Annotated in this window: 28 protein-coding genes; 25 read left to right on the top strand and 3 right to left on the bottom strand. The window is 60.5% G+C overall.

What is annotated here, in order from left to right; genetic code table 11:
- Positions 1-2: 2 nt before the first annotated feature.
- Positions 3-992 carry a S49 family peptidase gene (locus JMN22_RS17165; protein WP_198798208.1) on the top strand — a complete coding sequence of 330 codons (990 nt, stop codon included), beginning with the start codon at positions 3-5 and terminating at the stop codon, positions 990-992.
- Between the two features lie 157 nt (positions 993-1,149).
- Here the strand turns inward: JMN22_RS17165 and JMN22_RS17160 are convergent, their stop codons facing one another.
- Entirely contained in the window at positions 1,150-1,728 is a 579-nt protein-coding gene (locus JMN22_RS17160; RefSeq protein ID WP_198798207.1) for a Maf family protein, read from the bottom strand.
- A 105-nt stretch (positions 1,729-1,833) separates the two neighbouring features.
- Between JMN22_RS17160 and JMN22_RS17155 the strand changes: the two genes are divergently transcribed.
- The 23 genes from JMN22_RS17155 to araH all read left to right on the top strand — a co-directional run bounded on the left by JMN22_RS17155 (position 1,834) and on the right by araH (position 22,274).
- Entirely contained in the window at positions 1,834-2,361 is a 528-nt protein-coding gene (locus JMN22_RS17155) for a YceD family protein (RefSeq protein ID WP_003204262.1), read from the top strand.
- Between the two features lie 13 nt (positions 2,362-2,374).
- Positions 2,375-2,557, top strand: coding sequence for a 50S ribosomal protein L32 (gene rpmF / locus JMN22_RS17150; RefSeq protein WP_003179396.1), 183 nt, complete (start codon positions 2,375-2,377; stop codon positions 2,555-2,557).
- 4 nt (positions 2,558-2,561) lie between these two features.
- A complete protein-coding gene (gene plsX, locus JMN22_RS17145; RefSeq protein ID WP_198798206.1) occupies positions 2,562-3,572 on the top strand; it encodes a phosphate acyltransferase PlsX in 1,011 nt (336 codons plus the stop codon).
- Positions 3,573-3,695: 123 nt separating this feature from the next.
- On the top strand, positions 3,696-4,634 hold the full coding sequence (gene fabD / locus JMN22_RS17140; RefSeq protein ID WP_198798205.1) for an ACP S-malonyltransferase: 939 nt from the start codon (positions 3,696-3,698) through the stop codon (positions 4,632-4,634).
- A 15-nt stretch (positions 4,635-4,649) separates the two neighbouring features.
- On the top strand, positions 4,650-5,393 hold the full coding sequence (gene fabG, locus JMN22_RS17135; RefSeq protein WP_030137707.1) for a 3-oxoacyl-ACP reductase FabG: 744 nt from the start codon (positions 4,650-4,652) through the stop codon (positions 5,391-5,393).
- A 191-nt stretch (positions 5,394-5,584) separates the two neighbouring features.
- Positions 5,585-5,821: an acyl carrier protein gene (acpP, locus tag JMN22_RS17130; RefSeq protein WP_003175607.1), complete on the top strand. Its 237-nt coding sequence runs from the start codon at positions 5,585-5,587 to the stop codon at positions 5,819-5,821.
- A 108-nt stretch (positions 5,822-5,929) separates the two neighbouring features.
- Positions 5,930-7,174, top strand: a complete 1,245-nt coding sequence (gene fabF, locus JMN22_RS17125) for a beta-ketoacyl-ACP synthase II (protein WP_198798204.1) — start codon at positions 5,930-5,932, stop codon at positions 7,172-7,174.
- Positions 7,174-7,989 (top strand): aminodeoxychorismate lyase, encoded by an 816-nt coding sequence (gene pabC, locus JMN22_RS17120; protein ID WP_198798203.1) that lies wholly within the window; start codon positions 7,174-7,176, stop codon positions 7,987-7,989. Before fabF ends, pabC begins: the two co-directional genes overlap by 1 nt.
- A gap of 3 nt (positions 7,990-7,992) precedes the next feature.
- Positions 7,993-9,153 (top strand): endolytic transglycosylase MltG, encoded by a 1,161-nt coding sequence (gene mltG / locus JMN22_RS17115; protein ID WP_198798202.1) that lies wholly within the window; start codon positions 7,993-7,995, stop codon positions 9,151-9,153.
- A gap of 19 nt (positions 9,154-9,172) precedes the next feature.
- The gene (gene tmk, locus JMN22_RS17110; protein ID WP_198798201.1) at positions 9,173-9,805 is read left to right on the top strand and encodes a dTMP kinase; all 633 of its coding nucleotides are present in this window, start codon (positions 9,173-9,175) and stop codon (positions 9,803-9,805) included.
- Positions 9,798-10,784 (top strand): DNA polymerase III subunit delta', encoded by a 987-nt coding sequence (locus JMN22_RS17105; RefSeq protein WP_030137712.1) that lies wholly within the window; start codon positions 9,798-9,800, stop codon positions 10,782-10,784. Before tmk ends, JMN22_RS17105 begins: the two co-directional genes overlap by 8 nt.
- 40 nt (positions 10,785-10,824) lie before the next feature.
- A complete protein-coding gene (locus JMN22_RS17100) occupies positions 10,825-11,181 on the top strand; it encodes a PilZ domain-containing protein (protein ID WP_030137713.1) in 357 nt (118 codons plus the stop codon).
- Between the two features lie 11 nt (positions 11,182-11,192).
- The gene (locus JMN22_RS17095) at positions 11,193-11,987 is read left to right on the top strand and encodes a TatD family hydrolase (protein ID WP_030137714.1); all 795 of its coding nucleotides are present in this window, start codon (positions 11,193-11,195) and stop codon (positions 11,985-11,987) included.
- Between the two features lie 384 nt (positions 11,988-12,371).
- Entirely contained in the window at positions 12,372-13,010 is a 639-nt protein-coding gene (locus tag JMN22_RS17090) for a TetR/AcrR family transcriptional regulator (RefSeq protein ID WP_030137715.1), read from the top strand.
- A gap of 138 nt (positions 13,011-13,148) precedes the next feature.
- On the top strand, positions 13,149-14,117 hold the full coding sequence (locus JMN22_RS17085) for a GTP 3',8-cyclase MoaA (RefSeq protein ID WP_030137716.1): 969 nt from the start codon (positions 13,149-13,151) through the stop codon (positions 14,115-14,117).
- Positions 14,118-14,348: 231 nt separating this feature from the next.
- On the top strand, positions 14,349-14,954 hold the full coding sequence (locus JMN22_RS17080) for a DUF4823 domain-containing protein (RefSeq protein ID WP_030137717.1): 606 nt from the start codon (positions 14,349-14,351) through the stop codon (positions 14,952-14,954).
- 15 nt (positions 14,955-14,969) lie between these two features.
- Positions 14,970-15,530 (top strand): DUF1285 domain-containing protein, encoded by a 561-nt coding sequence (locus JMN22_RS17075; RefSeq protein ID WP_030137718.1) that lies wholly within the window; start codon positions 14,970-14,972, stop codon positions 15,528-15,530.
- 292 nt (positions 15,531-15,822) lie between these two features.
- Entirely contained in the window at positions 15,823-16,569 is a 747-nt protein-coding gene (locus JMN22_RS17070; RefSeq protein ID WP_030137719.1) for a FadR/GntR family transcriptional regulator, read from the top strand.
- Positions 16,566-17,441: an SMP-30/gluconolactonase/LRE family protein gene (locus tag JMN22_RS17065; RefSeq protein ID WP_198798200.1), complete on the top strand. Its 876-nt coding sequence runs from the start codon at positions 16,566-16,568 to the stop codon at positions 17,439-17,441. The genes JMN22_RS17070 and JMN22_RS17065 overlap by 4 nt, the downstream gene beginning before the upstream one ends.
- Positions 17,442-17,677: 236 nt before the next feature.
- Complete coding sequence (locus JMN22_RS17060) at positions 17,678-18,496, top strand: SDR family oxidoreductase (RefSeq protein WP_198798199.1); 819 nt, start codon at positions 17,678-17,680, stop codon at positions 18,494-18,496.
- Between the two features lie 174 nt (positions 18,497-18,670).
- Positions 18,671-19,675, top strand: coding sequence for a substrate-binding domain-containing protein (locus tag JMN22_RS17055; protein ID WP_030137722.1), 1,005 nt, complete (start codon positions 18,671-18,673; stop codon positions 19,673-19,675).
- A 75-nt stretch (positions 19,676-19,750) separates the two neighbouring features.
- Positions 19,751-21,295, top strand: a complete 1,545-nt coding sequence (gene araG, locus JMN22_RS17050; RefSeq protein WP_198798198.1) for an L-arabinose ABC transporter ATP-binding protein AraG — start codon at positions 19,751-19,753, stop codon at positions 21,293-21,295.
- A 10-nt stretch (positions 21,296-21,305) separates the two neighbouring features.
- Positions 21,306-22,274: an L-arabinose ABC transporter permease AraH gene (gene araH, locus JMN22_RS17045; protein ID WP_030137724.1), complete on the top strand. Its 969-nt coding sequence runs from the start codon at positions 21,306-21,308 to the stop codon at positions 22,272-22,274.
- Positions 22,275-22,475: 201 nt separating this feature from the next.
- On the opposite strand, the gene JMN22_RS17040 is transcribed toward araH, so the two are convergent.
- Both JMN22_RS17040 and JMN22_RS17035 read right to left on the bottom strand, forming a co-directional pair.
- On the bottom strand, positions 22,476-23,828 hold the full coding sequence (locus JMN22_RS17040) for a GntP family permease (protein WP_198797698.1): 1,353 nt from the start codon (positions 23,826-23,828) through the stop codon (positions 22,476-22,478).
- 91 nt (positions 23,829-23,919) lie between these two features.
- The gene (locus JMN22_RS17035; protein WP_030139335.1) at positions 23,920-24,453 is read right to left on the bottom strand and encodes a gluconokinase; all 534 of its coding nucleotides are present in this window, start codon (positions 24,451-24,453) and stop codon (positions 23,920-23,922) included.
- A 215-nt stretch (positions 24,454-24,668) separates the two neighbouring features.
- On the opposite strand from JMN22_RS17035, the gene JMN22_RS17030 reads away from it, so the two are divergent.
- Entirely contained in the window at positions 24,669-25,700 is a 1,032-nt protein-coding gene (locus JMN22_RS17030) for a LacI family DNA-binding transcriptional regulator (protein ID WP_030139336.1), read from the top strand.
- The last annotated feature ends 1 nt before the right edge of the window (position 25,701 follow it).

Raw genomic sequence — 25,701 nt, 5'->3', positions numbered from 1 at the left:
GCATGACGGACGAATGGAAGGCCCCGGCCAAGGCGAATGCCGAAAGCGGTGACGATAAAAGCTGGAAACTGCTGGAAAAGACCCTGCTGGCCAGTGTGCAGGAGCAGCGTCGTTCACGCCGCTGGGGTATTTTCTTCAAATTGCTGACTTTCGTGTATCTGTTCGGCGCGCTCATGCTGTTCACGCCGCTGATGAGCATCGAAAAAAGCGCCGTGAGCGGCTCGGCTTACACTGCGTTGATCGACATCGAAGGCATGATTGCCGATAAGGAGCCTGCGAGCGCGGACAATATCGTCGGCAGCCTGCGGGCGGCGTTCGAGGATCCAAAGGTCAAGGGCGTGGTGCTGCGCATCAACAGTCCTGGTGGCAGTCCGGTGCAGTCCGGTTATGTCTACGACGAGATTGTCCGATTGCGCGGCTTGCACCCGGACATCAAGGTCTACGCGGTGATCGCCGATCTCGGCGCATCAGGCGCTTATTACATTGCCAGTGCGGCGGACCAGATCTATGCCGACAAGGCCAGTTTGGTCGGCTCCATTGGTGTGACGGCGGCCGGATACGGGTTTGTCGGGACCATGGAAAAGCTTGGTGTGGAGCGTCGGGTCTATACCTCCGGCGAGCACAAGTCGTTTCTTGACCCGTTCCAGCCGCAGAAGCCTGAGGAAACCGCATTCTGGCAAGGCGTGCTGGACACCACCCACAAGCAGTTCATTGCCAGCGTCAAGAAAGGGCGGGGCGACCGTCTGAAGGACAAGGAGCACCCGGAGCTGTTTTCCGGACTGGTCTGGTCTGGCGAGCAGGCCTTGCCCCTGGGCCTGATCGATGGCTTGGGCAGTGCCAGCTCTGTGGCGCGGGATGTGATCGGCCAGAAGGACCTGGTGGATTTCACCATCGAAGAATCGCCGTTTGATCGCTTCTCGAAGAAGCTGGGGGCTAGCATCGCCGAGCACCTGGCGATGTGGATGGGCTTCCAGGGGCCGGCGTTGCGCTGATTTTTGAAAGGCTGCGCACCTGAAGTGTGATGCGGTCCCTGTGGCGAGGGAGCTTGCTCCCGCTGGGCCGGTCCGACGCCTCGGGCGCAGCGGCCCCAAAATTTCTGCGGTCGCTGCGCAACCGAGCGGGAGCAAGCTCCCTCGCCATGGAGGTGTTTCAGGGAACCTGCACCCCCTCAGCCAGCAACATATCCACAAGACGAATCAGCGGCAGGCCAATCAGGCTCGTGGCGTCCGGGCCTTCAGTGCTCTGGAACAGGCTCACACCGAGGCCCTCGGCCTTGAAGCTGCCGGCGCAGTCGTACGGCTGTTCGGCGCGCAGGTAGCGCTCCACGCGGGCCAGGTCCAGGGTTCGCATATTCACGGTGAACGGAACGCAGTCGACCTGGCATCGGCCTGTCTGGCTGTTAAGCAGCGCCAGGCTGGTCAGGAACGTCACCCTGGCGCCACTGGCGGCCATTAGCTGCTCGCGGGCATTTTCGAATGTGTGGGGCTTGCCCAGGATGCGCTCGCCGAGCACGGCGACCTGGTCCGAGCCGATGATCAGGTGCGCTGGGTGTCTGTCGGTCAATGCCAAGGCCTTTTCCCGGGCCAGGCGCTTTACCAGCTCGACCGCGGATTCGTCGGGGTGGCGGCTTTCGTCGATGTCTGGCGAGCTGCAGACGAATGGCAGCCCCAGGCGGGCGAGCAGTTCCCGGCGATAAACCGAGCTTGAGGCTAATAATAAAGGCAGCATGGCTCTCTCCGATGGGCAGGGGAGGATTCTAGCCAGGCGCGCAAGTGACGGACAGGGCTGAATTTCCTTTGACATGGCCCGGTGCATCCCTATAATGCTGCGCCTATGTTGAATGACCCGATTCCACCTCACGTTGACCCGCGCAAATTGGCTGACCGTGGCACCACCCTTCAAGGTGAACTGCTGCTGGCCGATTTGAAGAGACTCTGCGACCCGCTTTCCGACGATGTCGGGACGGTCCAGGCCAAATTCGTTTTTGAACGAGATGAACGTAAATCTGTGGTGATCCACAGCTTTATCGACACTGAAGTCAAAATGGTTTGCCAGCGTTGTCTTGAGCTGGTCACCCTGCCGATCCACAGCGAATGCAGTTACGCCGTGGTGAAGGAGGGTGCGAATACCCAGTCGTTGCCGAAAGGTTATGACGTGCTGGAACTGGGCGAAGATCCATTGGATCTGCAGTCACTGATCGAGGAGGAGCTTCTGCTCGCCTTGCCCATTGTGCCTGCTCATCATCCGGAAGAATGCCAGCAGCCGGCGGGAGCAGATGAGCCCGAACCGAGCGAGGACGAGGTAACGCGGTCCAACCCGTTCAGTGTATTGGCGCAGTTAAAGCGTGACCCAAACGTTTAGGAGTTAATCAATTATGGCTGTTCAGCAGAACAAAAAATCCCGCTCCGCCCGTGACATGCGCCGTTCGCACGACGCTCTCGAGGCTAGCACCCTGTCTGTAGAAAAAACCACTGGTGAAGTTCACCTGCGTCACCACGTATCGCCAGAAGGCGTATACCGTGGCCGTAAAGTGATCGACAAGGGCGCCGACGAGTAATCACTTGTCCGCTCAAGTCATCGCGATTGACGCAATGGGCGGGGACTTCGGTCCCCGCAGCATTGTTAAGGCCAGCCTTGCTTGCCTGAATGCTACGCCCTCGCTGCACCTGACCCTCGTCGGTCAACCCTCTCTCCTTGAAGAACTGCTCAACGGCCAGTCGGCTGTCGATCTTGCGCGCCTGACAATTGCGCCAGCGTCCGAAGTCATCACCATGGACGAAAAGCCGGCACAGGCCCTACGCGGCAAGCCTGACGCGTCGATGCGGGTAGCCCTTGAGTTGCTGCGCGACGGCAAGGTCCAGGCCTGTGTCAGTGCGGGTAATACCGGGGCGCTGATGGCGCTGTCGCGCTATGTCCTGAAGACGTTGCCGGGGATCGATCGTCCGGCAATGGTCGCGGCGATCCCGACCCAGCGCGGGTTCTGCCAACTGCTCGATTTGGGCGCCAACGTCGATTGCAGCGCCGAGCACCTTCTGCAATTCGCCGTGATGGGCTCGGTTGCCGCGCAGACACTCGGCATTGCGCGACCTCGCGTTGCGCTGCTGAACATTGGCACCGAAGACATCAAGGGAAACCAGCAGGTCAAGCTGGCGGCGACCTTGTTGCAAAATGCGCGGGGCATCCATTACATCGGGTTCGTCGAAGGCGATGGTCTCTATCGCGGCGAGGCCGATGTGGTGGTCTGTGATGGTTTCGTTGGCAATATCCTGCTCAAGTCCAGCGAGGGGCTGGCGACCATGATTGGCCAGCGCATCGAGACACTGTTCAAGCAAAGCCTGGCTTCGCGGGTGGTGGGTGCCCTGGCGCTGCCATTGATGCGACGGCTGCAGGCAGACCTGGCGCCGGCGCGGCACAACGGTGCGAGTTTCCTCGGGCTGCAAGGTATCGTTATCAAGAGCCATGGTTCGGCGGGCGTGCAGGGCTTTCAAAGCGCTATCAACCGGGCGGTGATCGAAGTGCAGGAAAACCTGCCGGAACGCTTGCACGGCCGTCTCGAGGATTTGTTAACTTAGGCGTTTTCGTCTGACAATGCTTAAATGTGACCGGTCGGTTCAAGCCGCCATCCAACTGTCAGTTTCCTAGCGCCCCCAGGGGCGTCAATTTTTGACGACAAGATCATTAGGGGCTTTGTTTTCATGTCTGCTTCCCTCGCATTCGTCTTTCCAGGACAGGGCTCGCAGTCCCTCGGCATGCTGGCCGAGCTGGGCGCGCAATACCCGCTGGTCCTCGAAACATTCAAAGAAGCGTCCGACGCGCTCGGCTACGACTTGTGGGCACTGACCCAGCAAGGGCCGGAAGAGCAACTCAATCAAACCGATAAAACCCAACCGGCCATCCTCACCGCCTCGATTGCCTTGTGGCGCCTGTGGCTGGCTGAAGGCGGCGCGCGCCCGGCGTTTGTCGCCGGTCATAGCCTGGGTGAATACAGCGCACTCGTGGCCGCTGGCAGCCTGAGCCTGGCTGATGCGGTGAAACTGGTGGAGCGTCGTGGCCAGTTGATGCAAGAAGCCGTTCCGGCCGGGCAGGGCGGCATGGCCGCGATCCTCGGCCTGGAAGATGCCGATGTGTTGGCTGCCTGTGCCGAAGCGGCGCAAGGCGACGTGGTCAGCGCCGTCAACTTCAACTCCCCGGGCCAGGTGGTTATCGCCGGAGCCAAGGCTGCCGTCGAGCGTGCCATCGAAGGCTGCAAGGTCCGTGGCGCCAAGCGCGCCATGCCGCTGCCGGTCAGCGTGCCGTCGCACTGCGAACTGATGCGTCCGGCTGCCGAGCGTTTTGCCGAGTCCATCGCCACCATCGACTGGCAGGCTCCGCAGATTCCTGTTGTGCAGAACGTCAGCGCCAACGTGGCGCCGGATCTCGAGACCCTCAAGCGCGACTTGCTGGAGCAGCTCTACAAGCCGGTTCGCTGGGTCGAATCGGTGCAGACGCTGGCAGCCAAGGGCGCGACCGAGCTGGTCGAATGCGGCCCTGGCAAGGTGCTGGCAGGCCTGAACAAGCGCTGCGCCGAAGGCGTGTCCACTTCCAACCTCAACACCCCAGACGCTTTCGCTGCCGCTCGCGCAGCGCAAGCCTGAACAGGAGAAGCTTGCATGAGTCTGCAAGGTAAAGTTGCACTGGTGACCGGTGCAAGCCGCGGCATCGGCCAGGCCATTGCCCTGGAACTGGGTCGCCAAGGCGCCATCGTTGTCGGCACCGCGACGTCCGCTTCGGGCGCCGAGCGTATCGCCGCGACCTTGAAGGAAAACGGTATCCAGGGCACCGGGCTCGAGCTCAACGTGACCAGTGATGAATCCGTTGCCGCCGTGTTGGCAAGCATCCAGGAGCAGTTCGGTGCACCGGCGATCCTGGTGAATAATGCCGGCATCACCCGCGATAACCTGATGATGCGCATGAAAGATGACGAGTGGTTCGACGTGGTCGACACCAACCTGAACAGCCTCTACCGGCTGTCCAAGGGCGTCTTGCGCGGCATGACCAAGGCACGTTGGGGCCGAATTATCAGTATCGGCTCGGTTGTGGGTGCCATGGGCAACGCAGGCCAAGTAAACTATGCTGCGGCGAAAGCCGGTCTGGAAGGTTTCAGCCGTGCGCTGGCACGAGAAGTCGGTTCGCGCTCGATTACGGTAAACTCGGTTGCACCGGGTTTCATCGACACCGACATGACCCGTGAACTGCCGGAAGCACAGCGTGAAGCCTTGTTGACGCAGATTCCGCTGGGTCGTCTGGGGCAAGCTCAAGAAATCGCGTCCGTGGTCGCTTTTCTTGCTTCGGACGGTGCGGCATACGTGACCGGGGCTACAATCCCGGTGAACGGCGGGATGTACATGAGTTAAATGTGACGGATTGCTTCAAAAAAATGTCATACGAGCTGTCTAAAATCCGTTATAAAGCTGCAATCTATTTATAGGCGGCGGGCCCCAGGGTTCGAGGAGTGAAGCTTTCGGTTGAAAAACCGAAAAGTCTTTCTATACACTTACCCACCGGCCAGCTGCCTGAATTTGTCCATTAGGAGTGAAAACAAGGTATGAGCACCATCGAAGAGCGCGTCAAGAAAATCGTTGCCGAGCAACTGGGCGTTAAAGAAGAAGAAGTTGTGAACACCGCTTCCTTCGTTGAAGACCTGGGTGCCGACTCCCTTGACACTGTTGAGCTGGTGATGGCTCTGGAAGAGGAATTCGAGACCGAGATTCCTGACGAAGAAGCTGAAAAGATCACTACTGTACAAGCTGCTATCGACTACGTTACCAGCCACCAGGCGTAATCGTTTTTAGTCGTCGCTAGCTGTCATGGAAAAACCGCACTGCCATCACGGCGTGCGGTTTTTTCTTTAGGCCTGATGCAAAGTCGTCATTTGAAAAAGGAGAGTGCTGTGTCGCGTAGACGCGTCGTAGTCACCGGTATGGGTATGTTGTCGCCACTGGGCACGGATGTGCCAAGCAGTTGGCAGGGCATTCTGGCTGGCCGTAGTGGCATTGGTCTGATCGAACACACCGACCTTTCTGCCTATTCCACCCGTTTTGGCGGCTCGGTAAAAGGCTTCAATGTCGAGGAATACCTGTCGGTCAAGGAAGCTCGCAAGCTTGACCTGTTCATTCAATACGGCTTGGCAGCCGGTTTCCAGGCGGTGCGCAACGCCAGGCTGGAAGTGACCGATGCCAATCGTGAACGCATCGGCGTGGCCATGGGCTCGGGTATTGGCGGCTTGACCAATATCGAAGAAACCAGCCGCACGCTGCACGATTCGGGGCCGCGACGGATTTCTCCGTTCTTCGTGCCGGGCTCGATCATCAATATGATTTCCGGTTTCCTGTCCATCCACTTGGGTGCACAGGGGCCCAACTACGCCATCGCCACGGCGTGCACCACCGGCACCCATTGCATCGGCATGGCCGCGCGCAACATCATGTACGACGAAGCCGACGTGATGATTGCTGGCGGCGCCGAAATGGCGGCCTGCGGCCTGGGCATGGGCGGTTTCGGCGCGTCCCGTGCGCTGTCGACCCGCAACGATGAGCCAGCACGTGCCAGCCGACCATGGGACAAGGGCCGTGACGGCTTCGTGCTGTCCGACGGTGCCGGTGCGCTGGTGCTCGAAGAGCTGGAACACGCCAAGGCCCGCGGCGCGACCATCTATGCCGAGCTGATCGGTTTTGGCACCAGTGGCGACGCGTACCACATGACGTCGCCACCGGCCGATGGCGCCGGTGCCGCCCGTTGCATCGCCAACGCCTTGCGTGACGCGAAGATCAACGGCGACCAAGTGCAATACATCAACGCTCACGGCACTTCTACTCCGGCGGGTGACTTGGCCGAAGCCCAGGCGATCAAGACGGTGTTTGGCGAACACGCCTACAAGCTGGCGGTCAGCTCCACCAAGTCCATGACCGGTCACTTGCTGGGTGCGGCAGGGGCCGTGGAAGCGATCTTCAGCGTCCTGGCGATCAACAGCCAGACAGCGCCGCCGACCATCAACCTCGAGGAGCCTGACGAAGGGTGCGACCTGGACTTCGTGCCGCATACAGCCCGTGGCATGGACATCGATGTGGTGTTGTCCAACTCCTTCGGTTTTGGCGGGACCAATGGTTCGCTGGTGTTCCGCCGGTTCGCAGGTTGATGGAGAGCTGGGTCGACGGTCAACCGGCTGACGTCCTGTCGCTGAAAGATCGCGGCCTGGCTTATGGCGATGGGTTGTTCGAGACCATCGCCGTGCGCAATGGCAGGCCACTGTTGCTGGAGCGTCACTTGCAGCGCCTGGAAACAGGCTGCCAGCGACTGGCGCTCAGGGTCGACATGACGGTGGTGAGCGCCGAGCTGAGCGCTTACGCCCGGTCTCAGGGTGACGGCGTGATGAAATTGATCGTGACCCGTGGCGACAGTCGGCGTGGTTATGCCGCCGATCCCTCGGCCACCGCCCGACGCATCCTGCAGGGCAGTGCTCCTGTTGCTTATCCCGCTGCCCATGCCGAGCAAGGCGTGTTCCTGTTTCCCTGTTCAGTGCGCTTGTCCGAGCAGCCTTTGCTTGCCGGTCTCAAGCACCTCAATCGCCTGGAACAGGTGCTGGCCCGTGCTGAGTGGACTGATTCGCGGTATGCCGACGGCTTGATGCAGGACGCGTCCGGGCGGGTGATCGAAGGTGTGTTCAGTAACCTGTTCCTGGTGCGCGATGGGGTCTTGTCTACAGCGGACCTGAGCCGTTGTGGTGTCGCCGGGGTGATGCGCGCAGAATTGTTGTTTCAAGCCAATTCCCAAGGTATCGCTACGCAAATCATGGATATCAGCCTCGAACAGCTGCACCAGGCCGATGAGGTCTTTGTCTGCAACAGCGTATATGGCGTGTGGCCGGTACTCGGATGCGGTTCGGCACGCTGGTCGGCTGGCCCACTCACCCGTAAACTGCAGACCCTTGCCCGTGCGCTATTGGATGCCTGATTCGTGAGACGTAAATTCTTGCTGCTGCTGGAGACCGGACTGGTTCTGGCAGGGCTGTTGTTGGGCGCTTCAGCCTGGAAGATTCATTCGGCGCTGCAACAGCCGCTGAACATCACCCAGGAAGAGTTGCTGGACGTACCCAACGGGACCACCCCGACCGGAACCTTGAAGCGCCTCGAAGCCGACGGCCTGATCAAGGACGCCTTCTGGCTGCGTATTTATTGGCGCTTCAATCTAGCCGACCAGCCATTGCACTCCGGTGAATATCGGATGGTGCCGGGCATGACCATGGAAGCCTTGATCGGCGTCTGGAAGCGCGGAGATGTGGTGCAGTACAGCGTGACGCTGGTGGAGGGCTGGAATTTCCGTCAGGTGCGCGCGGCATTGGCCAAGGACGAAAAACTCCAGCAGACCCTTGCTGGCCTGAGCGACAGCCAGGTCATGGACCGCCTTGGTCATTCGGGCGTGTTCCCCGAAGGCCGGTTCTTCCCGGATACCTACCGCTTCGTGCGGGGCACCACGGATGCCGATCTGTTGAAGAAGGCCTACGATCGGCTGGACGACGTGCTTGCCAAAGAGTGGGCACAGCGTGCCGCCGACGTCCCGTACAGCCAACCCTATCAGGCCCTGATCATGGCCTCCCTGATAGAAAAGGAAACCGGGGTGCCCCAGGAACGTGGCCAGATCGCTGGAGTGTTCGTGCGTCGCCTGCGTCTGGGCATGCTGCTGCAGACCGACCCGACCGTGATCTATGGCCTCGGCGAGCGCTACACCGGCAAGCTCACCCGTGCCCATCTGAAAGAAGAGAATCCCTATAACACTTACCTGATCCCGGGTTTGCCGCCGACACCGATTGCAATGGTGGGGCGCGAAGCGATCCACGCGGCGTTGAACCCGGCCGACGGCAACAGTCTTTACTTCGTTGCCCGTGGCGATGGCAGCCATGTCTTTTCCGATGATCTGGAGACGCACAACAACGCGGTGCGTGAATTCCAGCTCAAGCGCCGTGCCGATTATCGCTCCAGTCCGGCCCCGGCGGCCCCGGATGATTCGGCACCGATTCCCGCAGCGTCACCGGACACGGCGCCTGAAGCCGTGCCTCAGGTGCCGCCACAAGAGCCTGCCCCCGAACCGAATGCGAGCGAGCCGCCGAGCTCGCAATGACTTTGACTAAGGATCGCCCGTGACTGGCTTGTTTATCACACTGGAAGGCCCGGAAGGCGCCGGCAAGAGCACCAATCGCGAGTACCTGGCCGAACGCCTGCGGGCTGCCGGCATCGAGGTGGTGCTGACCCGCGAGCCGGGCGGCACGCCACTGGCCGAGCGGATTCGCGAGGTGCTGCTGGCACCGGCCGATGAAATCATGAATCCCGATACCGAATTGTTGCTGGTGTTTGCCGCGCGGGCGCAGCATTTGGCCGAGGTGATTCGCCCGGCGCTGGCTCGCGGCGCTGTCGTGTTGTGCGACCGCTTTACCGATTCGACTTATGCCTATCAGGGCGGCGGGCGTGGCTTGTCCCTTGAACGCATCGCGACGCTGGAAACCTTTGTCCAGGGTGACCTGCGTCCCGACCTGACCCTGGTTTTCGACCTGCCAGTTGAAATCGGCCTGGCACGGGCAAGCGCTCGTGGCCGGCTGGACCGCTTCGAGCTCGAAGGGCAGGGGTTCTTCAACGCCGTGCGCAATGCCTTCCTGGGGCGCGCCAAGGCCGATCCGGCGCGTTACCTGTTGATCGATGCCGCTCAACCGTTGAGGCAGGTCCAGCAATCGCTGGAGGATTTGTTGCCGCGCTTGCTGGAGCGTGCCCGTGGCTGAAGCTTATCCCTGGCAGGACGGCCTTTGGCAACAACTGGCCGGCCGTGCCCAGCACGCCCATGCCTACCTGTTGCATGGCCCGGTCGGAATCGGCAAGCGAGCGCTGGCCGAACGCCTGATGGCCAGCCTGTTGTGCCAGGCCCCGGCGGCCTCGAATGCCTGCGGTGAATGCAAGTCCTGCCTGTTGCTCAAGGCCGGTAGCCATCCTGACAATTACGTGCTGGAGCCGGAAGAGGCGGACAAGGCGATCAAGGTCGACCAGGTTCGTGACCTGGTCAGCTTCGTGGTCCAGACCTCGCAAATGGGCGGGCGCAAAGTGGTGCTGATCGAGCCGGTGGAGTCGATGAACATCAACGCCGCCAACGCCTTGCTCAAGAGCCTCGAAGAGCCTTCCGGCGATACCGTGCTGTTGCTGGTCAGCCATCAGCCGAGCCGTTTGCTGCCGACCATCAAGAGCCGTTGCGTTCAGCAGACCTGTCCGCTGCCCAGCGAGGCAATGAGCCTGCAATGGCTGGCCAAGGCCTTGCCTGACAGCTCCGATGAAGAGCGCGTCGAACTGCTGACCCTGGCCGCCGGCTCGCCGCTGGCGGCGGTCAGCCTCCAGGCCCAAGGCGTGCGCGAGCAGCGGGCCCTGGTCGTGGACGGCGTGAAGAAGCTGCTCAAGCAGCAGCAATCGCCGACACAACTGGCCGAGGGGTGGAACGCCATCCCCTTGTTGCTGTTGTTCGACTGGTTCTGCGATTGGTCGAGCCTGATCCTGCGTTATCAGCTCACCGAGGACGAAGCCGGCCTCGGATTGCCGGATATGCGCAAGGTGATCCAGTACCTGGCGCAAAAAAGCAGCCAGGACAAAATCTTGAACATTCAGGACTGGATTCTTGCCCAACGTCAGAAGGTGCTGAGCAAGGCGAACCTCAATCGCGTGTTGCTGCTGGAGGCGCTGTTGGTGCAATGGGCGAGTTTGCCTGGTCGTACCTGACAGAGGCACTAGACTCAGCTCAATCGCAGCGGAGATCAGCATGAACGAACCTGTCAGTCCCGGGCCACGCAACGGCATCCTGTCCCTGACCATCAAGGACAAGTCCGTGCTTTACGCAGCCTACATGCCGTTTATCAAGAACGGTGGCCTGTTCATTCCTACCAACAAGAATTATCGCCTGGGCGACGAGGTGTTCATGCTGTTGAGCCTGATGGACGAAGCGGAAAAGATACCGGTCGCCGGCAAGGTCATCTGGATCACCCCCAAGGGCGCCCAGGGTAATCGGGCCGCCGGCGTTGGCGTGCAGTTCAACGAGGGTGACAACTCGGCCCGCAATCAGATCGAAACCCACCTGGCCGGATCGCTCAAGTCCGACCGTCCTACCCATACGATGTAGCCTGGCCCCTTATGCTCGTAGACTCTCATTGCCACCTCGATCGCCTCGACCTTGCCGCCCACGGCGGTTCCCTGGATGCCGCGCTGGATGCCGCGCGCCAGCGGGGCGTCGGACACTTCCTGTGCATCGGCGTCAGCGCCGACAACGCTGCCGACGTCAAGGTCCTGGCCGAACGTTATGAGGATGTCGATTGTTCGGTCGGCATCCACCCGCTGGACGTACAACCCGATGCTACGCCCGCCCTGGACTGGCTGCTGCATGAACTCGACCACCCTCGAGTCGTCGCCATCGGCGAAACCGGTCTCGATTATCACTACGAGCCGGAGGCCTCCGAGGTACAGCAGGCGTCGTTCCGCTTGCACTTGGAAGCCGCAAGACAGACCGGCAAGCCGGTGATTATCCACACCCGTGGGGCACGGGCCGATACTTTGGCCCTGTTGCGCGACGCGGCGCTGCCCCAGGCCGGTGTGTTGCATTGCTTCACTGAAGATTGGGACATGGCCAAGGCTGCGCTGGACATGGGTTATTACATTTCCTTGTCCGGTATTGTCACGTTCCGCAATGCCGACGCCTTGCGCGACGTTGCCAGCAAGGTGCCGGCCGATCGCCTGTTGGTCGAGACCGACTCGCCTTACCTGGCGCCAATCCCGTATCGCGGCAAGCCAAACCTTCCGCAATATGTGCGGGAAGTGGCGGAGTTCCTGGCGATGTTGCGGGGGGAATCCTATGGCCGGTTCGCGGAGCAAACCACGGAAAACTTCAAGCGCCTGTTCCCATTGGCGCGCGTCCGTTCGCCGATGGCCTGAAACCGAGACAAAAAAAACCCGGGTTCTGGGGGGTGAATCCGGGTTAAGACCATTAGGAGTAAAACAAAGGCACGCGGTCCGTTGGCACCTTTATCGGCGCGTCACTTGGGGGAGATGTCGCGCCGACAGTTCAAGTATTGATCACTATGGCAGTGCGTCCAGTTTCACCGGGTTGGTTTTTAAACAAATTTGGAATACGTTCGCTTCGGATAGGTTCTCATTGTGCCTGACGCCTGCGCGGCGATAAGGCATCAGTTGAAACGGAGGAGCCGGATTTGCGCGGTTTTGTTGAGATCTGTGGCCCAGAACGGATGATCCGTGCATTTTTGCGTAAGTTAGGCATAATACCGGGCTTCGAATTTTGACCCTTCAGACCTTTTTCTTATGCACAAAGAACCCCGTAAGGTCCGTGAGTTTCGTCGCCGCGAGCAGGAAATTCTCGACACCGCGCTCAAGTTGTTCCTCGACCAGGGCGAAGACAGCGTCACCGTCGAGATGATTGCGGATGCCGTGGGTATCGGCAAAGGCACGATCTATAAACACTTCAAATCCAAGGCTGAGATCTACCTGCGCCTGATGCTCGATTACGAGCGCGATTTGAACGAGCTCCTGCATTCGGCCGATGTCGACAAGGACAAGGAAGCCCTGTCCCGGGCCTACTTCGAGTTCCGTATGCGCGACCCGCAACGTTATCGCTTGTTCGATCGCCTCGAAGAAAAGGTGGTCAAGGGCAACCAGGTGCCAGAGATGGTCGAGGAGCTGCACAAGATTCGCGCTTCGAACTTCGATCGCCTGACCCTCTTGATCAAGGGCCGGATCAGCGAAGGCAAGCTCGAAGACGTGCCGCCGTATTTCCATTATTGCGCTGCCTGGGCATTGGTACATGGCGCGGTGGCGCTGTATCACTCGCCGTTCTGGAGCAACGTGCTGGAAGATCAGGAAGGTTTCTTCCAGTTCCTGATGGACATCGGCGTGCGCATGGGCAACAAGCGCAAGCGCGACCCGGAAGTCCCGAGCAGTTGAGGCATTCAGCTACCTGATTGCGCCATGTCCGCTTACATGGCGCAGTGCCCGAGGAATATACTCAGGCTTGGGTCTTGCGAAAACTTGATTTCTAGGTCAATTTTCTCGGACTCGATTCTTCTTTCGCCGGAGTGATCCATGATCGTTGACCGTCAAGGCAGGCGTTTTCGCAATTTGCGGATCAGCCTGACTTCAGCCTGCAATTACGCCTGTACCTACTGCGTGCCTGACGGCAAGCGGCTGGTGGCTGCGCAGGATGAACTGTCGGCCGAGGCCATGGCGCGAGGCGTTGCTTATCTGATCGAAGCCGCCGGTATCGAGCGGTTGCGCATCACCGGTGGCGAGCCGCTGGTCAGCCCCAAGCTCGAAAGCTTCATGACGGCGGTGGGGCAGATGGGGCTGGAAGACATCAGCCTGACTACCAACGGTCAGTTGCTGGCCAAGAAATTGCCGTTATTGGTAAACGCCGGTATCCGTCGCATCAATGTTTCCCTCGACACCCTCGACCCTGCTGCGTTTCGCAGTATCGCCCGTGGCGGCGACCTGGCGACCGTGCTGGACGGCATGGAACAAGCCCGGGCCGCCGGGATGAAAATCAAGGTCAACATGGTGCCATTGCGCGGGCAGAACCTCGATCAGGTGATGCCGTTGCTGGAGTATTGCCTGGAACGTGGCTATGAACTGCGGTTCATCGAGTTGATGCGCATGGGCCACCTGGCCAGCGATTCCAATGCGTTCCTGCAACAGTTCGTCAGCCTCCAGCAACTGCTGGGCCTGATTGGCGAGCAATACGAATACCTGCAGGCCGATGCGCCTGTCGATGCGACAGCCGTGCGCTACGAAATTCCGGGGTTAGGCCATTTTGGCGTGATCGCCAACGAGAGCGTGCCGTTCTGCCGGACCTGTTCGCGACTGCGCTTGTCGTCCACCGGCTGGCTGCATGGCTGCCTGTCGTCGAGCAACCGTCACTTCGTCGGCGATCTGCTGGACAAGCCTCGTCACCAAGCCTTGCCGGCGCTCCAGCGTCTGCTGGTCAAGGCGCTGGGGGACAAGCAGGAAGTGGCGTTTTCCGGTGGCGCAACCATCATGAAGATCATCGGTGGCTGAATAAGGCTGTTGTGGCGAGGGGATTTATCCCCGCTGGGTTGCGCAGCCACCCCGGAACTATCGCCTCGGAGAATCAGGTCGAACATTTCTGTCCTTTGGGGGCGCTTCGCACCCAGCGGGGATAAATCCCCTCGCCACAGGAATAATGAACCATTCCCCCATCAAGCTGGCGCAAAAGCTGCATCCCACGGCCATTCGCCGGTTTTCCGTCACCGGTTTTTGGAGGATAGGATGCGTAGCCTGTTTTTGCTGCTGACCGTTTTGACGCTTGGTGGCTGCATGAATGTCAGCGACATGGGGGAGGGCGTTCGTTATCACATGAGCGATGCCGGCCTGCTGGACCATAGCGACAGCCGCCGCGTGAACAACCTGCGCATCCAGCCGGATTCCTTCATCTACATCGCCCAAGGCGCTTTTGCTCCGCCGGGCAGCGCCTATCCTCGGCCCAACGTCGTGGCTGAAGAAGCCTTCAACGGTTTCATCGAATATTTCCCCATGGTTCGTCGCGCCCGAGTCCCGGAAGGCCTCGACCAGGCGATGGGCGAAGCGCGGGCTGCTGGCGCCCACTACCTGCTTTACACCCGCTTCGCCAAGGCCGACAACCGCATCGGCAATACTGACGAATGGCTGGATGAGGAGGCCGTGGATCGCCTGGGCGTCGACACCAGCGTGATTCAAATCATGTTGATCGAGACCAGCACCCAGTATTTGATTGATACTGCACGCATCAAGAGCCGTGGCGGTTTGCTGACGTTGCACGACAAGCAGCCACAAGACCTCATCGCCACGCCGTTGCGTGAGTACGCCCGCAGCCTGCTGGGGATGAGCGACGAATAAACAGAAGGAGACACCATGAGCGGACCGCAAAAAGCCAATGACCTGCTGGGGCAGATCCCCAAGACCAAAGGCCTGCCTCCGGTCCACTTGTGGAACCCCGACTTCTGCGGCGACATCGACATGCGTATCGCCCGGGACGGCACCTGGTATTACCTGGGCACGCCCATTGGGCGCAAGCCGATGGTCAAGCTGTTCTCCACCATCATTCGCCGCGACGGCGATGATTATTTCCTGATCACTCCCGTGGAAAAAGTCGGCATCAAGGTCGATGACGCGCCGTTCGTGGCGGTGACTCTTGAAGTCGAAGGGCAGGGTGAAGCGCAGTTGTTGCGCTTCACCACCAATGTCGAGGAAATCACCGAAGCCGGCCCGGAACATCCGATGCGCGTCGTGATCGATCCCCAGACCCAGGAACCGGCGCCCTACGTGCATGTGCGCAGCAACCTCGAGGCCTTGATCCATCGCAACGTGTTCTACCAACTGGTGGAGCTGGCGGTCAGCCGCGAGATCGACGGGCAGCGTTGGTTGGGCGTGTGGAGTGGTGGCGAGTTCTTCCCCATCGGCCTGGAACCCTGATCCTTTGTGGAAGTGAGGGTTGATCCAACATCCGCGTCGGCTGAAGGATCGCTATCGCGAGCAAGCTCGCTCCCACAGTGGATTTGGGGTGCCTGCAATATCTGTGTGCGCCACCAAACCCTGTGGGAGCGAGCTTGCTCGCGAAGGCGTCGGTACATCCAACACCTTCACAACTGACCCACCGCTTTCGCGAGCAAGTCCGCTCCCACAGTGGTATGCAAAATTCAAATTGACACCCAATCGTATGATGATTAGCGTGGGCGCCTAACAAAAAATCGCCCACGGGGTATTCATGTCCAGCAGTTTTCACGCATCGACCGTCGATTGGCTGGGGGGCTGGATTGCCGCCGGCCAGGTCAAGCCTGGGCAAACCATCAAGGTCGAAGCAGACCTTGGCGAGCAACTGGGCGTCAGCCGCACGGTGATTCGCGAGGCCATCAAGACGCTGGTTGCCAAAGGCATGCTGGAGGTCGGGCCGAAGGTCGGCACGCGGGTGCTGCCGGTGCGCCGCTGGAATCTGTTTGATCCGCAAGTAGTCGGCTGGCTGTCACGCAGTGGCCTGCCGGAAAACTTCGTCGACGACCTGCTGGACCTGCGACGCACCATCGAACCCATGGCCGTGAGATGGGCCTGCGAACGGGCGACGGCCGAGCAGGTGCAGGCGATCCGCGTGGCCTATCATGCCTTGGAGCGGGCGGTGGACAGCGGCGCGGATTACAACCGCGCCGACCAGTTCTTCCACGAATGCATTCTCGCCGCCAGCCACAATCAATTCATCGAACAAATGGTTCCGGCCTTGGGCGCGTTGCTGGCGGTTTCGTTCGAGGTGTCGGCGGCCGACCCGGACGAGCTGCGCCGCACTTTGCCGATCCACAAGGACATTGCCGAGGCGATCGCCGCACGGGATGCGACGCGGGGCGTCTGGGCCTGCATGACCCTGATCGATAACGCAGACCTGGCCATCAAGCGTTTTTATCCCAATGTCATGGCCGGTCGACCAGATAACGCCGGGGCACCCGGGGACAGGAGGTTTCAATGAAGTGGACGGCTTTGACAGAACACCGCGCGAAGCTGGGCGAGGGGCCATTCTGGGATGAGCCGACGCAGGCGTTGTATTGGGTCGATATCATCGGCAAGCAAGCGCTGCGGCTGATTGGCGCGAACGTGCAGATCTGGCAGATGCCCGAACACGTCTCGGCGTTTATCCCGACCCAGAGCGGCGACGCGTTGGTGACGCTGAGCAGTGGTGTCTATCGGTTGGATCTCGATTCGCCAGGGTTGGAGCCGCGCCTGAAGCTGCTGTGCATGGCCGATCCACAGCCTGGCAACCGCGCCAACGAAGCCCGCTGCGACGCGTTGGGCCAGCTCTGGCTCGGTACCATGCAGAACAACATCGGTGAACATGGCGAAGACCTGCCTGTCGAGCGGCGTTCCGGCGGCCTGTTCCGTGTCGGGACCGATGGCCGTGTGATGCCGTTGCTACGCGGCCTGGGTATTCCCAACACGCTGTTATGGAGCCCCGATGGCACGACGGTGTATTTCGGCGAAAGCCTGGACGGCACGCTGTACCGTCATTTCATTTACCCCGATGGCAAGCTGGCGCCGGCTGAAGTCTGGTTCGGACCCCATTCCCGTGGCGGCCCGGACGGTTCGGCCATGGATGCACGGGGTTATGTCTGGAACGCTCGCTGGGACGGCAGTTGCCTGCTGCGGTTGCATCCGGACGGCCATGTCGATCGGGTGATAGAACTGCCGGTCAGTCGCCCGACCAGTTGTGTATTCGGCGGGGAAGATCTCAAGACGCTGTACATCACCAGTGCGGCCAGTCCGCTCGGTCATCCGCTGGACGGTGCGGTGCTGTCGATGCGCGTCGATGTGCCGGGCATGCCTTGTACGCGGTTCGCTGGTTAAATCCCAAAATATGGGATGTAAATATATATATTGAGATTATTTGGCGGTCGGGTTTATAGTCGGCTCCATCAGCAATACGCACTCACACTAAAAAAACAAAACAGGTGAAGCGATGCATCAATCTTTTCCCGGACGCCCTGGCGGCGTCCGCGAACAACTCCTCGTTCAGGCTCTGTCAGGCCGGCCATCAACGGATGTCCGGTTTTTGTCGTGCCTGCCTGCGGGAGTCATGATTCATGGCTGACGTGCTGTGCTTGCCGCCCGTGCCCGAGCCTCCCAAAGGGCAGCGACTGAAAGACAAGGTCGTGTTGCTGACCGGCGCGGCCCAAGGTATCGGCGAAGCAATCGTGGCCGCATTCGCGTCGCAACAGGCACGACTGGTGATCAGCGATATCCAGGCTGAAAAAGTCGAAGCCGTCGCCGCCCATTGGCGCGGACAAGGCGCCGATGTGCAGGCGCTGAAGGTCGACGTTTCGAACCAGCAGGATCTGCACGCCATGGCCCGCCGGGCTGTTGAACTGCACGGTCGCATCGATGTGCTGGTGAACTGCGCTGGCGTCAATGTGTTCCGCGATCCGCTGGAAATGACCGAAGAGGACTGGCGCCGCTGCTTCGCCATCGACCTGGATGGCGCCTGGTACGGTTGCAAGGCGGTATTGCCGCAAATGATCGAGCAGGGCGTGGGCAGCATCATCAACATTGCCTCGACCCATTCGTCCCACATCATTCCTGGCTGTTTCCCGTATCCCGTCGCCAAGCATGGGCTGCTGGGCCTGACCCGCGCCCTGGGCATCGAGTACGCGCCCAAGGGCGTGCGCGTGAATGCCATCGCGCCGGGCTACATCGAGACGCAACTGAACATCGACTACTGGAACGGCTTCGCCGATCCCCATGCCGAACGCCAGCGCGCGCTGGATCTGCACCCGCCACGGCGTATCGGGCAGCCGATCGAAGTGGCGATGACGGCCGTATTCCTGGCCGGTGACGAAGCACCGTTTATCAATGCTTCATGCATCACCATCGATGGTGGACGTTCGGTCATGTACCACGACTGAACATTCTTGGATTGCGGTAGGAAACTTCGCCTGTAATCCAATCATCATACGATATGACTATTTAGACCTATGCTGTGCAGTAACACGATTTGAGCGACCAGCCTGCGCATTTCCACCCACGTGGAGCAGATCCCTGGACGTTTGGCTTTCAATAAAAAAAACAAGGAGTCAGCTATGAAACATCGTCGTGGGATCCGTTCCCTGTGTCGCGCCGCCCTCGCGGTGACCGCGGTCAGCCTCAGCAGCCACTTGCTGGCGGCCGATCCGGTAAAAATCGGTTTCCTGGTCAAGCAGGCCGAGGAGCCCTGGTTCCAGACCGAGTGGGCGTTCGCTGAAAAAGCTGCCAAAGACAAAGGCTTCCAATTGATCAAGATCGCCGTGCCCGACGGCGAGAAGACCCTCTCGGCCATCGACAGCCTGGCCGCCAACGGTGCCAAGGGCTTCGTGATCTGTCCGCCGGACGTGTCCCTCGGCCCGGCCATCATGGCCAAGGCCAAACTCAATGATCTCAAGGTGATTGCCGTGGACGACCGTTTTGTCGATTCCAAGGGCAAGTTCATGGAAGACGTGCCGTACCTGGGCATGGCTGCGTTCGAGGTGGGCCAGAAGCAAGGCGCCGCCATGGCGGCCGAAGCGAAAAAACGTGGCTGGGATTGGAAAGACACCTACGCGGTGGTCAACACCTTCAACGAGCTGGACACCGGCAAGAAGCGCACCGACGGTTCGGTCAAGTCTCTGGAAGACGCAGGCATGCCGAAAGACCACATCCTCTTCGCGGCCCTGAAAACTCTCGACGTCCCCGGCAGCATGGACTCCACCAACTCGGCGTTGGTGAAGCTGCCAAGCGGCGCGAAAAACCTGATCATCGGCGGCATGAACGACAACACCGTGCTGGGCGGCGTGCGTGCCACCGAAGCGGCCGGGTTCAAGGCGGCCAACGTGATCGGTATTGGTATCAACGGCACTGACGCCATCGGCGAGCTGAAGAAACCGGAAAGCGGCTTCTTCGGTTCGATGCTGCCGAGCCCGCACATCGAAGGCTACAAGACTGCCGAAATGATGTACGAGTGGGTCACCACCGGCAAGGAGCCGCCGAAGTACACCGCCATGGACGAGGTGACGCTGATCACCCGGGAGAACTTCAAGCAGGAGCTGGAAAAGATCGGCTTGTGGAATTGATGGCCGGTTGATTCAAAAGCGGCCCCGGTCACACACGTGACGGGGTCGCTTGATCTCTGTAAGTTCGAGGTGGTTATGCAAGCGCAAACAGCGGCACAGCAACAGAACATCGGTGGCAGCTTGCGATTCAACGGGATCGGTAAATCGTTTCCCGGCGTGCAGGCGCTGGCCAATATCAGTTTCGTCGCGCATCCGGGGCAGGTGCATGCCTTGATGGGCGAGAACGGCGCGGGCAAGTCCACCTTGCTCAAGATCCTCGGTGGCGCCTACATTCCGAGCAGCGGTGATCTGCAGATCGGCGAGCAGACGATGGCCTTCAAAGGCACCGCCGACAGCATCGCCAGTGGTGTCGCGGTGATTCACCAAGAGTTACACCTGGTGCCGGAAATGACCGTCGCGGAGAACTTGTTCCTCGGTCACTTGCCGGCGCGTTTCGGCCTGGTCAATCGTGGCGTGCTGCGCCAGCAGGCGTTGACGCTGCTCAAAGGCCTGGCGGACGAAATCGACCCACAGGAAAAAGTCGGTCGCCTGTCCCTGGGTCAGCGCCAATTGGTGGAAATCGCCAAGGCGTTGTCCCGTGGCGCCCATGTCATCGCCTTCGACGAGCCGACCAGCAGCCTGTCGGCCCGGGAAATCGACCGGTTGATGGCGATCATCGCCCGTCTGCGGGACGAGGGCAAAGTGGTGCTGTACGTCAGCCATCGCATGGAGGAAGTGTTCCGTATCTGTAACGCAGTGACGGTCTTCAAGGACGGGCGTTATGTCCGTACTTTCGAGAACATGAGCGAGCTGACCCATGATCAGCTGGTCACGTGCATGGTCGGTCGCGATATCCAGGACATTTATGACTATCGTCCCCGGGAGCGCGGCGATGTGGCGTTGCAGGTAAAGGGCCTGCTCGGGCCGGGCTTGCGCGAACCGGTGAGTTTCCAGGTGCACAAGGGCGAGATCCTCGGCTTGTTCGGGCTGGTCGGCGCCGGTCGTACCGAGCTGCTGCGCTTGCTCAGTGGCCTGGAGCGCCAGAGCGAGGGCAGCCTGGTGCTGCACGGCAAGGAATTGAAACTGCGTTCGCCCCGCGATGCCATCGCCGCTGGCGTGCTGCTCTGCCCGGAAGACCGCAAGAAGGAAGGCATTATCCCGTTGGGCAGCGTGGGCGAGAACATCAACATCAGCGCTCGTCCGGCTCATTCCGCGCTCGGCTGCCTGTTGCGTGGTGACTGGGAGCGGGGCAATGCCGACAAGCAGATCAAGTCGCTGAAGGTGAAGACCCCGGCGGCGAGCCAGAAAATCATGTACCTGTCCGGCGGCAACCAGCAGAAGGCGATTCTGGGTCGCTGGCTGTCGATGCCGATGAAAGTCCTGCTGCTGGATGAGCCGACCCGTGGCATCGACATCGGTGCCAAGGCCGAGATCTACCAGATTATCCACAACCTGGCGGCGGAGGGCATCGCGGTGATTGTGGTGTCCAGTGACCTGATGGAAGTGATGGGCACTTCCGACCGAATCCTGGTGCTCTGCGAAGGGGCCATGCGTGGCGAGCTGCCGCGCGACCAGGCCAACGAATCCAACCTGCTGCAACTGGCGCTGCCGCGCCAACGCGTTGCCGACGCGGCGAACTGAGAGGTAAATCATGACCATTCAAAACAATGCACTGCCAACGGCACGCAAACCCCTGGACCTGCGCCGCTTCCTCGACGACTGGGTCATGCTGCTGGCGGCCATCGGCATCTTCGTGCTCTGCACCCTGATGATCGACAACTTCCTGTCGCCGTTGAACATGCGGGGCCTGGGCCTGGCGATTTCCACCACCGGTATCGCGGCCTGCACCATGTTGTATTGCCTGGCGTCCGGGCACTTCGACTTGTCGGTGGGGTCGGTCATTGCCTGTGCCGGCGTGGTTGCGGCAGTGGTGATGCGCGACACTGACAGCGTCTTCCTCGGGGTCAGCGCGGCGTTGGTGATGGGGCTGATCGTTGGCCTGATCAACGGCATCGTGATTGCGAAACTGCGGGTCAATGCGCTGATTACCACGCTGGCGACCATGCAGATCGTGCGTGGCCTGGCCTATATCTTTGCCAACGGTAAAGCAGTTGGCGTTTCCGAAGAATCTTTCTTCGTCTTCGGCAACGGCCAGTTGTTCGGCGTGCCGGTGCCGATCCTGATCACCATTGCCTGCTTCCTGTTCTTCGGCTGGCTGCTGAACTACACCACCTACGGGCGCAACACCATGGCCATCGGTGGCAACCAGGAAGCGGCGTTGTTGGCAGGGGTGAACGTTGATCGCACCAAGATCATCATCTTCGCCGTGCACGGCATTATTGGTGCGCTGGCGGGTGTGATCCTGGCCTCGCGCATGACGTCGGGCCAACCGATGATCGGCCAAGGCTTCGAGCTGACCGTGATCTCGGCCTGCGTGCTCGGTGGGGTTTCGTTGAGCGGCGGCATCGGCATGATCCGCCACGTCATCGCGGGCGTGCTGATCCTGGCGATCATCGAGAACGCGATGAACCTGAAGAACATCGACACCTTCTACCAATACGTCATCCGCGGCTCGATCCTGTTGCTGGCGGTGGTGATTGACCGGTTGAAGCAGCGCTGAAGATTCTGTCAACCAATACACCGCCTTCGCGAGCAAGCCCGCTCCCACAGGTTGTTGTGCCAGGCTCAGAACTTCGGCGCAGCACAGAACCAGTGTGGGAGCGGGCTTGCTCGCGAAGGCTGAGTGTCAGTCGAGTAGATGATGACTGACACACCGCCTTCGCGAGCAAGCCCGCTCCCACAGTTTGTGCCACAGCGCCTGTTAGATCACCAACGACAGCAGCAGGATAAAGATCAAGCCCACCACCGACAGGATGGTTTCCATCGCCGTCCAGGTCTTGAAGGTTTCGGCCACGGTCATGTTGAAGTACTGCTTGACCAGCCAGAAGCCCGCGTCGTTGACGTGGGACAGGATCAACGAACCGGCACCGGTCGCCAGCACCAGCAGCTCACGGTTCACACCCGGCATCATCCCAACGACCGGCACCACGATCCCGGCACCGGTAATGGTGGCCACGGTCGCAGAACCCGTGGCAATCCGAATCACCGCAGCCACCAGCCACGCCAACAGGATCGGCGAGATCTGCGCGCTGACCGCCATGTGGCCGATCACGTCACCCACGCCGCTGGTCACCAGCATCTGCTTGAAGCCACCACCGGCACCGATGATCAGGATGATCGCGGCCGTCGGCGCCAGGCTGGCGTCCAGCCATTTCAGTATCTGGCTGGAGCCGATGCCCTGCTTGTAGCCAAAGGTGTACAGCGACAACAGCAACGCCAACAGCAGCGCCGAGATCGGGTGGCCGATCATGTCCATCCAGGTGCGGAAGAAGTTGCCGTCCGGCAGCGTCACGTCAGCAAAAGTCTTGAGCAACATCAGGAACACCGGCGACAGCACGGTGACCAGGGTGATGCCGAAACTCGGCAGTTCGGTGCCGTCGGTTTCACGCGCCAGTTGATCCACCAGTTCCTGGTTCGGATGACCGGGGATGTGCTTGGCAATGAACGTACCGAAAATCGGGCCGGCAATGATGGCGGTCGGCAGCGCAACAATCAGGCCATAGAGAATGGTCTTGCCGATGTCAGCACCAAAGATGCCAATCGCCAGCAACGGGCCCGGGTGCGGCGGCACCAGGCCGTGGACTGCGGAAAGGCCGGCGAGCAACGGGATGCCGATCTTGATGATCGACACGCCAGTGCGGCGCGCCACGATGAACACCAGCGGGATCAGCAGCACGAAACCGATTTCGAAGAACAGCGGGATGCCCACCAGGAACGCGGCGAACATCATGGCCCATTGCACCTTGTCCTTGCCGAAGGCGCGGATGAGGGTCTGGGCAATCTGATCGGCACCGCCCGACTCGGCCATCATTTTGCCGAGCATGGTGCCCAGCGCGAGGATGATGCCGACAAAACCGAGCACGCCACCGAAGCCGTCCTGGAACGCCTTGATGATGGTGCCGATCGGCATGCCCGACGTCAGGCCGAGAAACGCGGCGGCGATGGTCAGCGCAATGAAGGGGTGGATCTTGAACTTGGTGATGAGGACGATGAGTCCGATCACCGTGACCACTGCATCAAGCAGTAGGTACGTCTCGTGGGACATGCCAAACATGGGGGGTGTCTCCTGATTTGTTGTTGTTATTGAAGCAGTTATTTATGGACCGTCGGGACAGCGCTATCTTTCTGACGCAAAATTTTGAAACTCAACTGGCCAGCTTCAAACCGTGGGCCAGCCACCAGACGTAAGCCTGGCGTGCCAACTCATCAATGCTGTGGCTGGACGCATCCAGAGCCAGGGTCAGGGGCTCGCCAACAGGAGATTCAAGGGTGGCAAACTGGCTGTCGATCAAGGTCGACGGCATGAAATGACCGGGACGATGGGAAACACGGTCGGCGGCCACTTCAGGGGTCAATTCGAGAAAAACGAAGCCCAGGCCAGGCAAGGCGCTGCGCAGGCGCTCGCGATAGCTGTGCTTGAGGGCCGAGCACGTCAGCACCGGGCGCTCGCCCGTGGCGTCGACACGGCGCAACTCGTCGCACAGGCTGTCGAGCCAGCCGGCACGGTCGTCGTCGTTCAGGGGGATACCGGCGCTCATCTTCTGGATGTTGGCCGCGGGGTGGAACGTGTCGCCTTCGATGGCGGTGGCGCCGCTCAGTTGGCACAGGGCCTGGCTGACGCAAGTTTTGCCGCAACCGGCAACGCCCATGATGACCAGGGCGGTGATTGGATTATTCATGTAACACCTCAGCGCGCAGACAGCGCTACCTTTGCCAGTTATGACACCGCAGCAAAAGCAGAAGTTGCCGACGCCTTCTTGTCATTTTTGTGGTTGCAGCATGTTCGTCCACGGCACCAGCGCACAGGGATCAGGCAAACCCCATCAACGCATTTGCAGCCGCGCCGAGACAGCGCTACCTTAGTGCCTTGATTTTTGTTTGGCAAGCCGCCCTGATGACCGTCACTAAAAACGATAAGAATACTCGCACCACCGGTCGCCCCACGCTCAATGAAGTCGCACGCCTGGCCGGTGTCAGCCCGATCACCGCCTCCCGTGCCCTGCGCGGCGTCAGCAGCGTGGCCGTGGAGCTGGTGGAAAAGGTCCGCCAGGCCGCCCTTGAGCTCAACTACGTCGTCAACCCCGCCGCCCGCGCCCTGGCCTCGGCCCAGAGCCATTCGGTGGTGGTGCTGGTGCCATCGCTGTCCAACCTGTTGTTCATCGATACCCTGGAAGCCATTCATCGCGTCTTGCGGCCCAAGGGCTTCGAAGTGGTGATCGGCAACTACCACTATTCCCGGGACGAAGAAGAAGACCTGTTGCGCAACTACATGGCCTATCAGCCCCGGGGTTTGTTGCTGACCGGGTTCGACCGAACCGAAAGCGCACGGCGCATGATCGAGGCCAGCAATATCCCCTGTGTATACATGATGGAACTGGACCCCGGGGCCGGCCTCAACTGCGTGGGTTTTTCCCAGCTCAAGGCCGGTGAAACGGCTGCCGAGCATCTGATCTCCAGGGGGCGCAAGCGCCTGGCCTACATCGGCGCGCAATTGGACCAACGGACGTTGCTGCGCGGCGAAGGTTTCCGTCGCGCGCTGCAGAAGGTCGGGCTCTACGACCCGGACCTGGAAGTGTTGACCCCTCGCCCGTCATCGGTCGGCCTGGGCGGCGAGTTGTTCCTGCAATTGCTGGCGAGCCATCCGGACGTCGATGCGATCTTCTTCGGCAACGACGACCTGGCCCACGGTGCCCTGCTCGAAGCGTTGCGCTGTGGCATCAAGATCCCCGAGCAGGTTTCGATCCTCGGTTTCAACGACCTGCCCGCCTCGGCACACATGGTGCCGCGCTTGAGCAGCATCAGTACTCCCCGGGAAGCCGTCGGCCGCCACGCCGCGGAACAGATGCTCACCTTGATGGCCGGCAATCGCATCGCCCAGCCGGTGGTGGACCTCGGTTTCGAACTCAAGGTTCGCGAAAGTACCTGAG

This window comes from Pseudomonas sp. HB05, from assembly GCF_016756915.1.
In the GTDB taxonomy this organism is placed as follows: domain Bacteria; phylum Pseudomonadota; class Gammaproteobacteria; order Pseudomonadales; family Pseudomonadaceae; genus Aquipseudomonas; species Aquipseudomonas alvandae.
Note: the sequence above shows the minus strand (reverse complement) of the source record. Positions and strands in the feature narration are given on the sequence as shown.

What these genes read in the sequence shown, in the direction of transcription:
- pabC (WP_198798203.1), top strand. Translation starts at nt 7,174, where the DNA reads ATGGAGAGCTGGGTCGACGGTCAACCGGCTGACGTCCTGTCGCTGAAA.
- JMN22_RS17030 (WP_030139336.1), top strand. Translation starts at nt 24,669, where the DNA reads ATGACCGTCACTAAAAACGATAAGAATACTCGCACCACCGGTCGCCCC.
- JMN22_RS17035 (WP_030139335.1), bottom strand. Translation starts at nt 24,453, where the DNA reads ATGAATAATCCAATCACCGCCCTGGTCATCATGGGCGTTGCCGGTTGC.
- araH (WP_030137724.1), top strand. Translation starts at nt 21,306, where the DNA reads ATGACCATTCAAAACAATGCACTGCCAACGGCACGCAAACCCCTGGAC.
- JMN22_RS17060 (WP_198798199.1), top strand. Translation starts at nt 17,678, where the DNA reads ATGGCTGACGTGCTGTGCTTGCCGCCCGTGCCCGAGCCTCCCAAAGGG.
- JMN22_RS17165 (WP_198798208.1), top strand. Translation starts at nt 3, where the DNA reads ATGACGGACGAATGGAAGGCCCCGGCCAAGGCGAATGCCGAAAGCGGT.
- JMN22_RS17075 (WP_030137718.1), top strand. Translation starts at nt 14,970, where the DNA reads ATGAGCGGACCGCAAAAAGCCAATGACCTGCTGGGGCAGATCCCCAAG.
- JMN22_RS17100 (WP_030137713.1), top strand. Translation starts at nt 10,825, where the DNA reads ATGAACGAACCTGTCAGTCCCGGGCCACGCAACGGCATCCTGTCCCTG.
- JMN22_RS17090 (WP_030137715.1), top strand. Translation starts at nt 12,372, where the DNA reads ATGCACAAAGAACCCCGTAAGGTCCGTGAGTTTCGTCGCCGCGAGCAG.
- JMN22_RS17040 (WP_198797698.1), bottom strand. Translation starts at nt 23,828, where the DNA reads ATGTTTGGCATGTCCCACGAGACGTACCTACTGCTTGATGCAGTGGTC.
- JMN22_RS17160 (WP_198798207.1), bottom strand. Translation starts at nt 1,728, where the DNA reads ATGCTGCCTTTATTATTAGCCTCAAGCTCGGTTTATCGCCGGGAACTG.
- JMN22_RS17065 (WP_198798200.1), top strand. Translation starts at nt 16,566, where the DNA reads ATGAAGTGGACGGCTTTGACAGAACACCGCGCGAAGCTGGGCGAGGGG.
- JMN22_RS17095 (WP_030137714.1), top strand. Translation starts at nt 11,193, where the DNA reads ATGCTCGTAGACTCTCATTGCCACCTCGATCGCCTCGACCTTGCCGCC.
- JMN22_RS17070 (WP_030137719.1), top strand. Translation starts at nt 15,823, where the DNA reads ATGTCCAGCAGTTTTCACGCATCGACCGTCGATTGGCTGGGGGGCTGG.
- rpmF (WP_003179396.1), top strand. Translation starts at nt 2,375, where the DNA reads ATGGCTGTTCAGCAGAACAAAAAATCCCGCTCCGCCCGTGACATGCGC.
- acpP (WP_003175607.1), top strand. Translation starts at nt 5,585, where the DNA reads ATGAGCACCATCGAAGAGCGCGTCAAGAAAATCGTTGCCGAGCAACTG.
- araG (WP_198798198.1), top strand. Translation starts at nt 19,751, where the DNA reads ATGCAAGCGCAAACAGCGGCACAGCAACAGAACATCGGTGGCAGCTTG.
- fabD (WP_198798205.1), top strand. Translation starts at nt 3,696, where the DNA reads ATGTCTGCTTCCCTCGCATTCGTCTTTCCAGGACAGGGCTCGCAGTCC.
- JMN22_RS17155 (WP_003204262.1), top strand. Translation starts at nt 1,834, where the DNA reads ATGTTGAATGACCCGATTCCACCTCACGTTGACCCGCGCAAATTGGCT.
- JMN22_RS17055 (WP_030137722.1), top strand. Translation starts at nt 18,671, where the DNA reads ATGAAACATCGTCGTGGGATCCGTTCCCTGTGTCGCGCCGCCCTCGCG.
- JMN22_RS17085 (WP_030137716.1), top strand. Translation starts at nt 13,149, where the DNA reads ATGATCGTTGACCGTCAAGGCAGGCGTTTTCGCAATTTGCGGATCAGC.
- fabG (WP_030137707.1), top strand. Translation starts at nt 4,650, where the DNA reads ATGAGTCTGCAAGGTAAAGTTGCACTGGTGACCGGTGCAAGCCGCGGC.
- JMN22_RS17080 (WP_030137717.1), top strand. Translation starts at nt 14,349, where the DNA reads ATGCGTAGCCTGTTTTTGCTGCTGACCGTTTTGACGCTTGGTGGCTGC.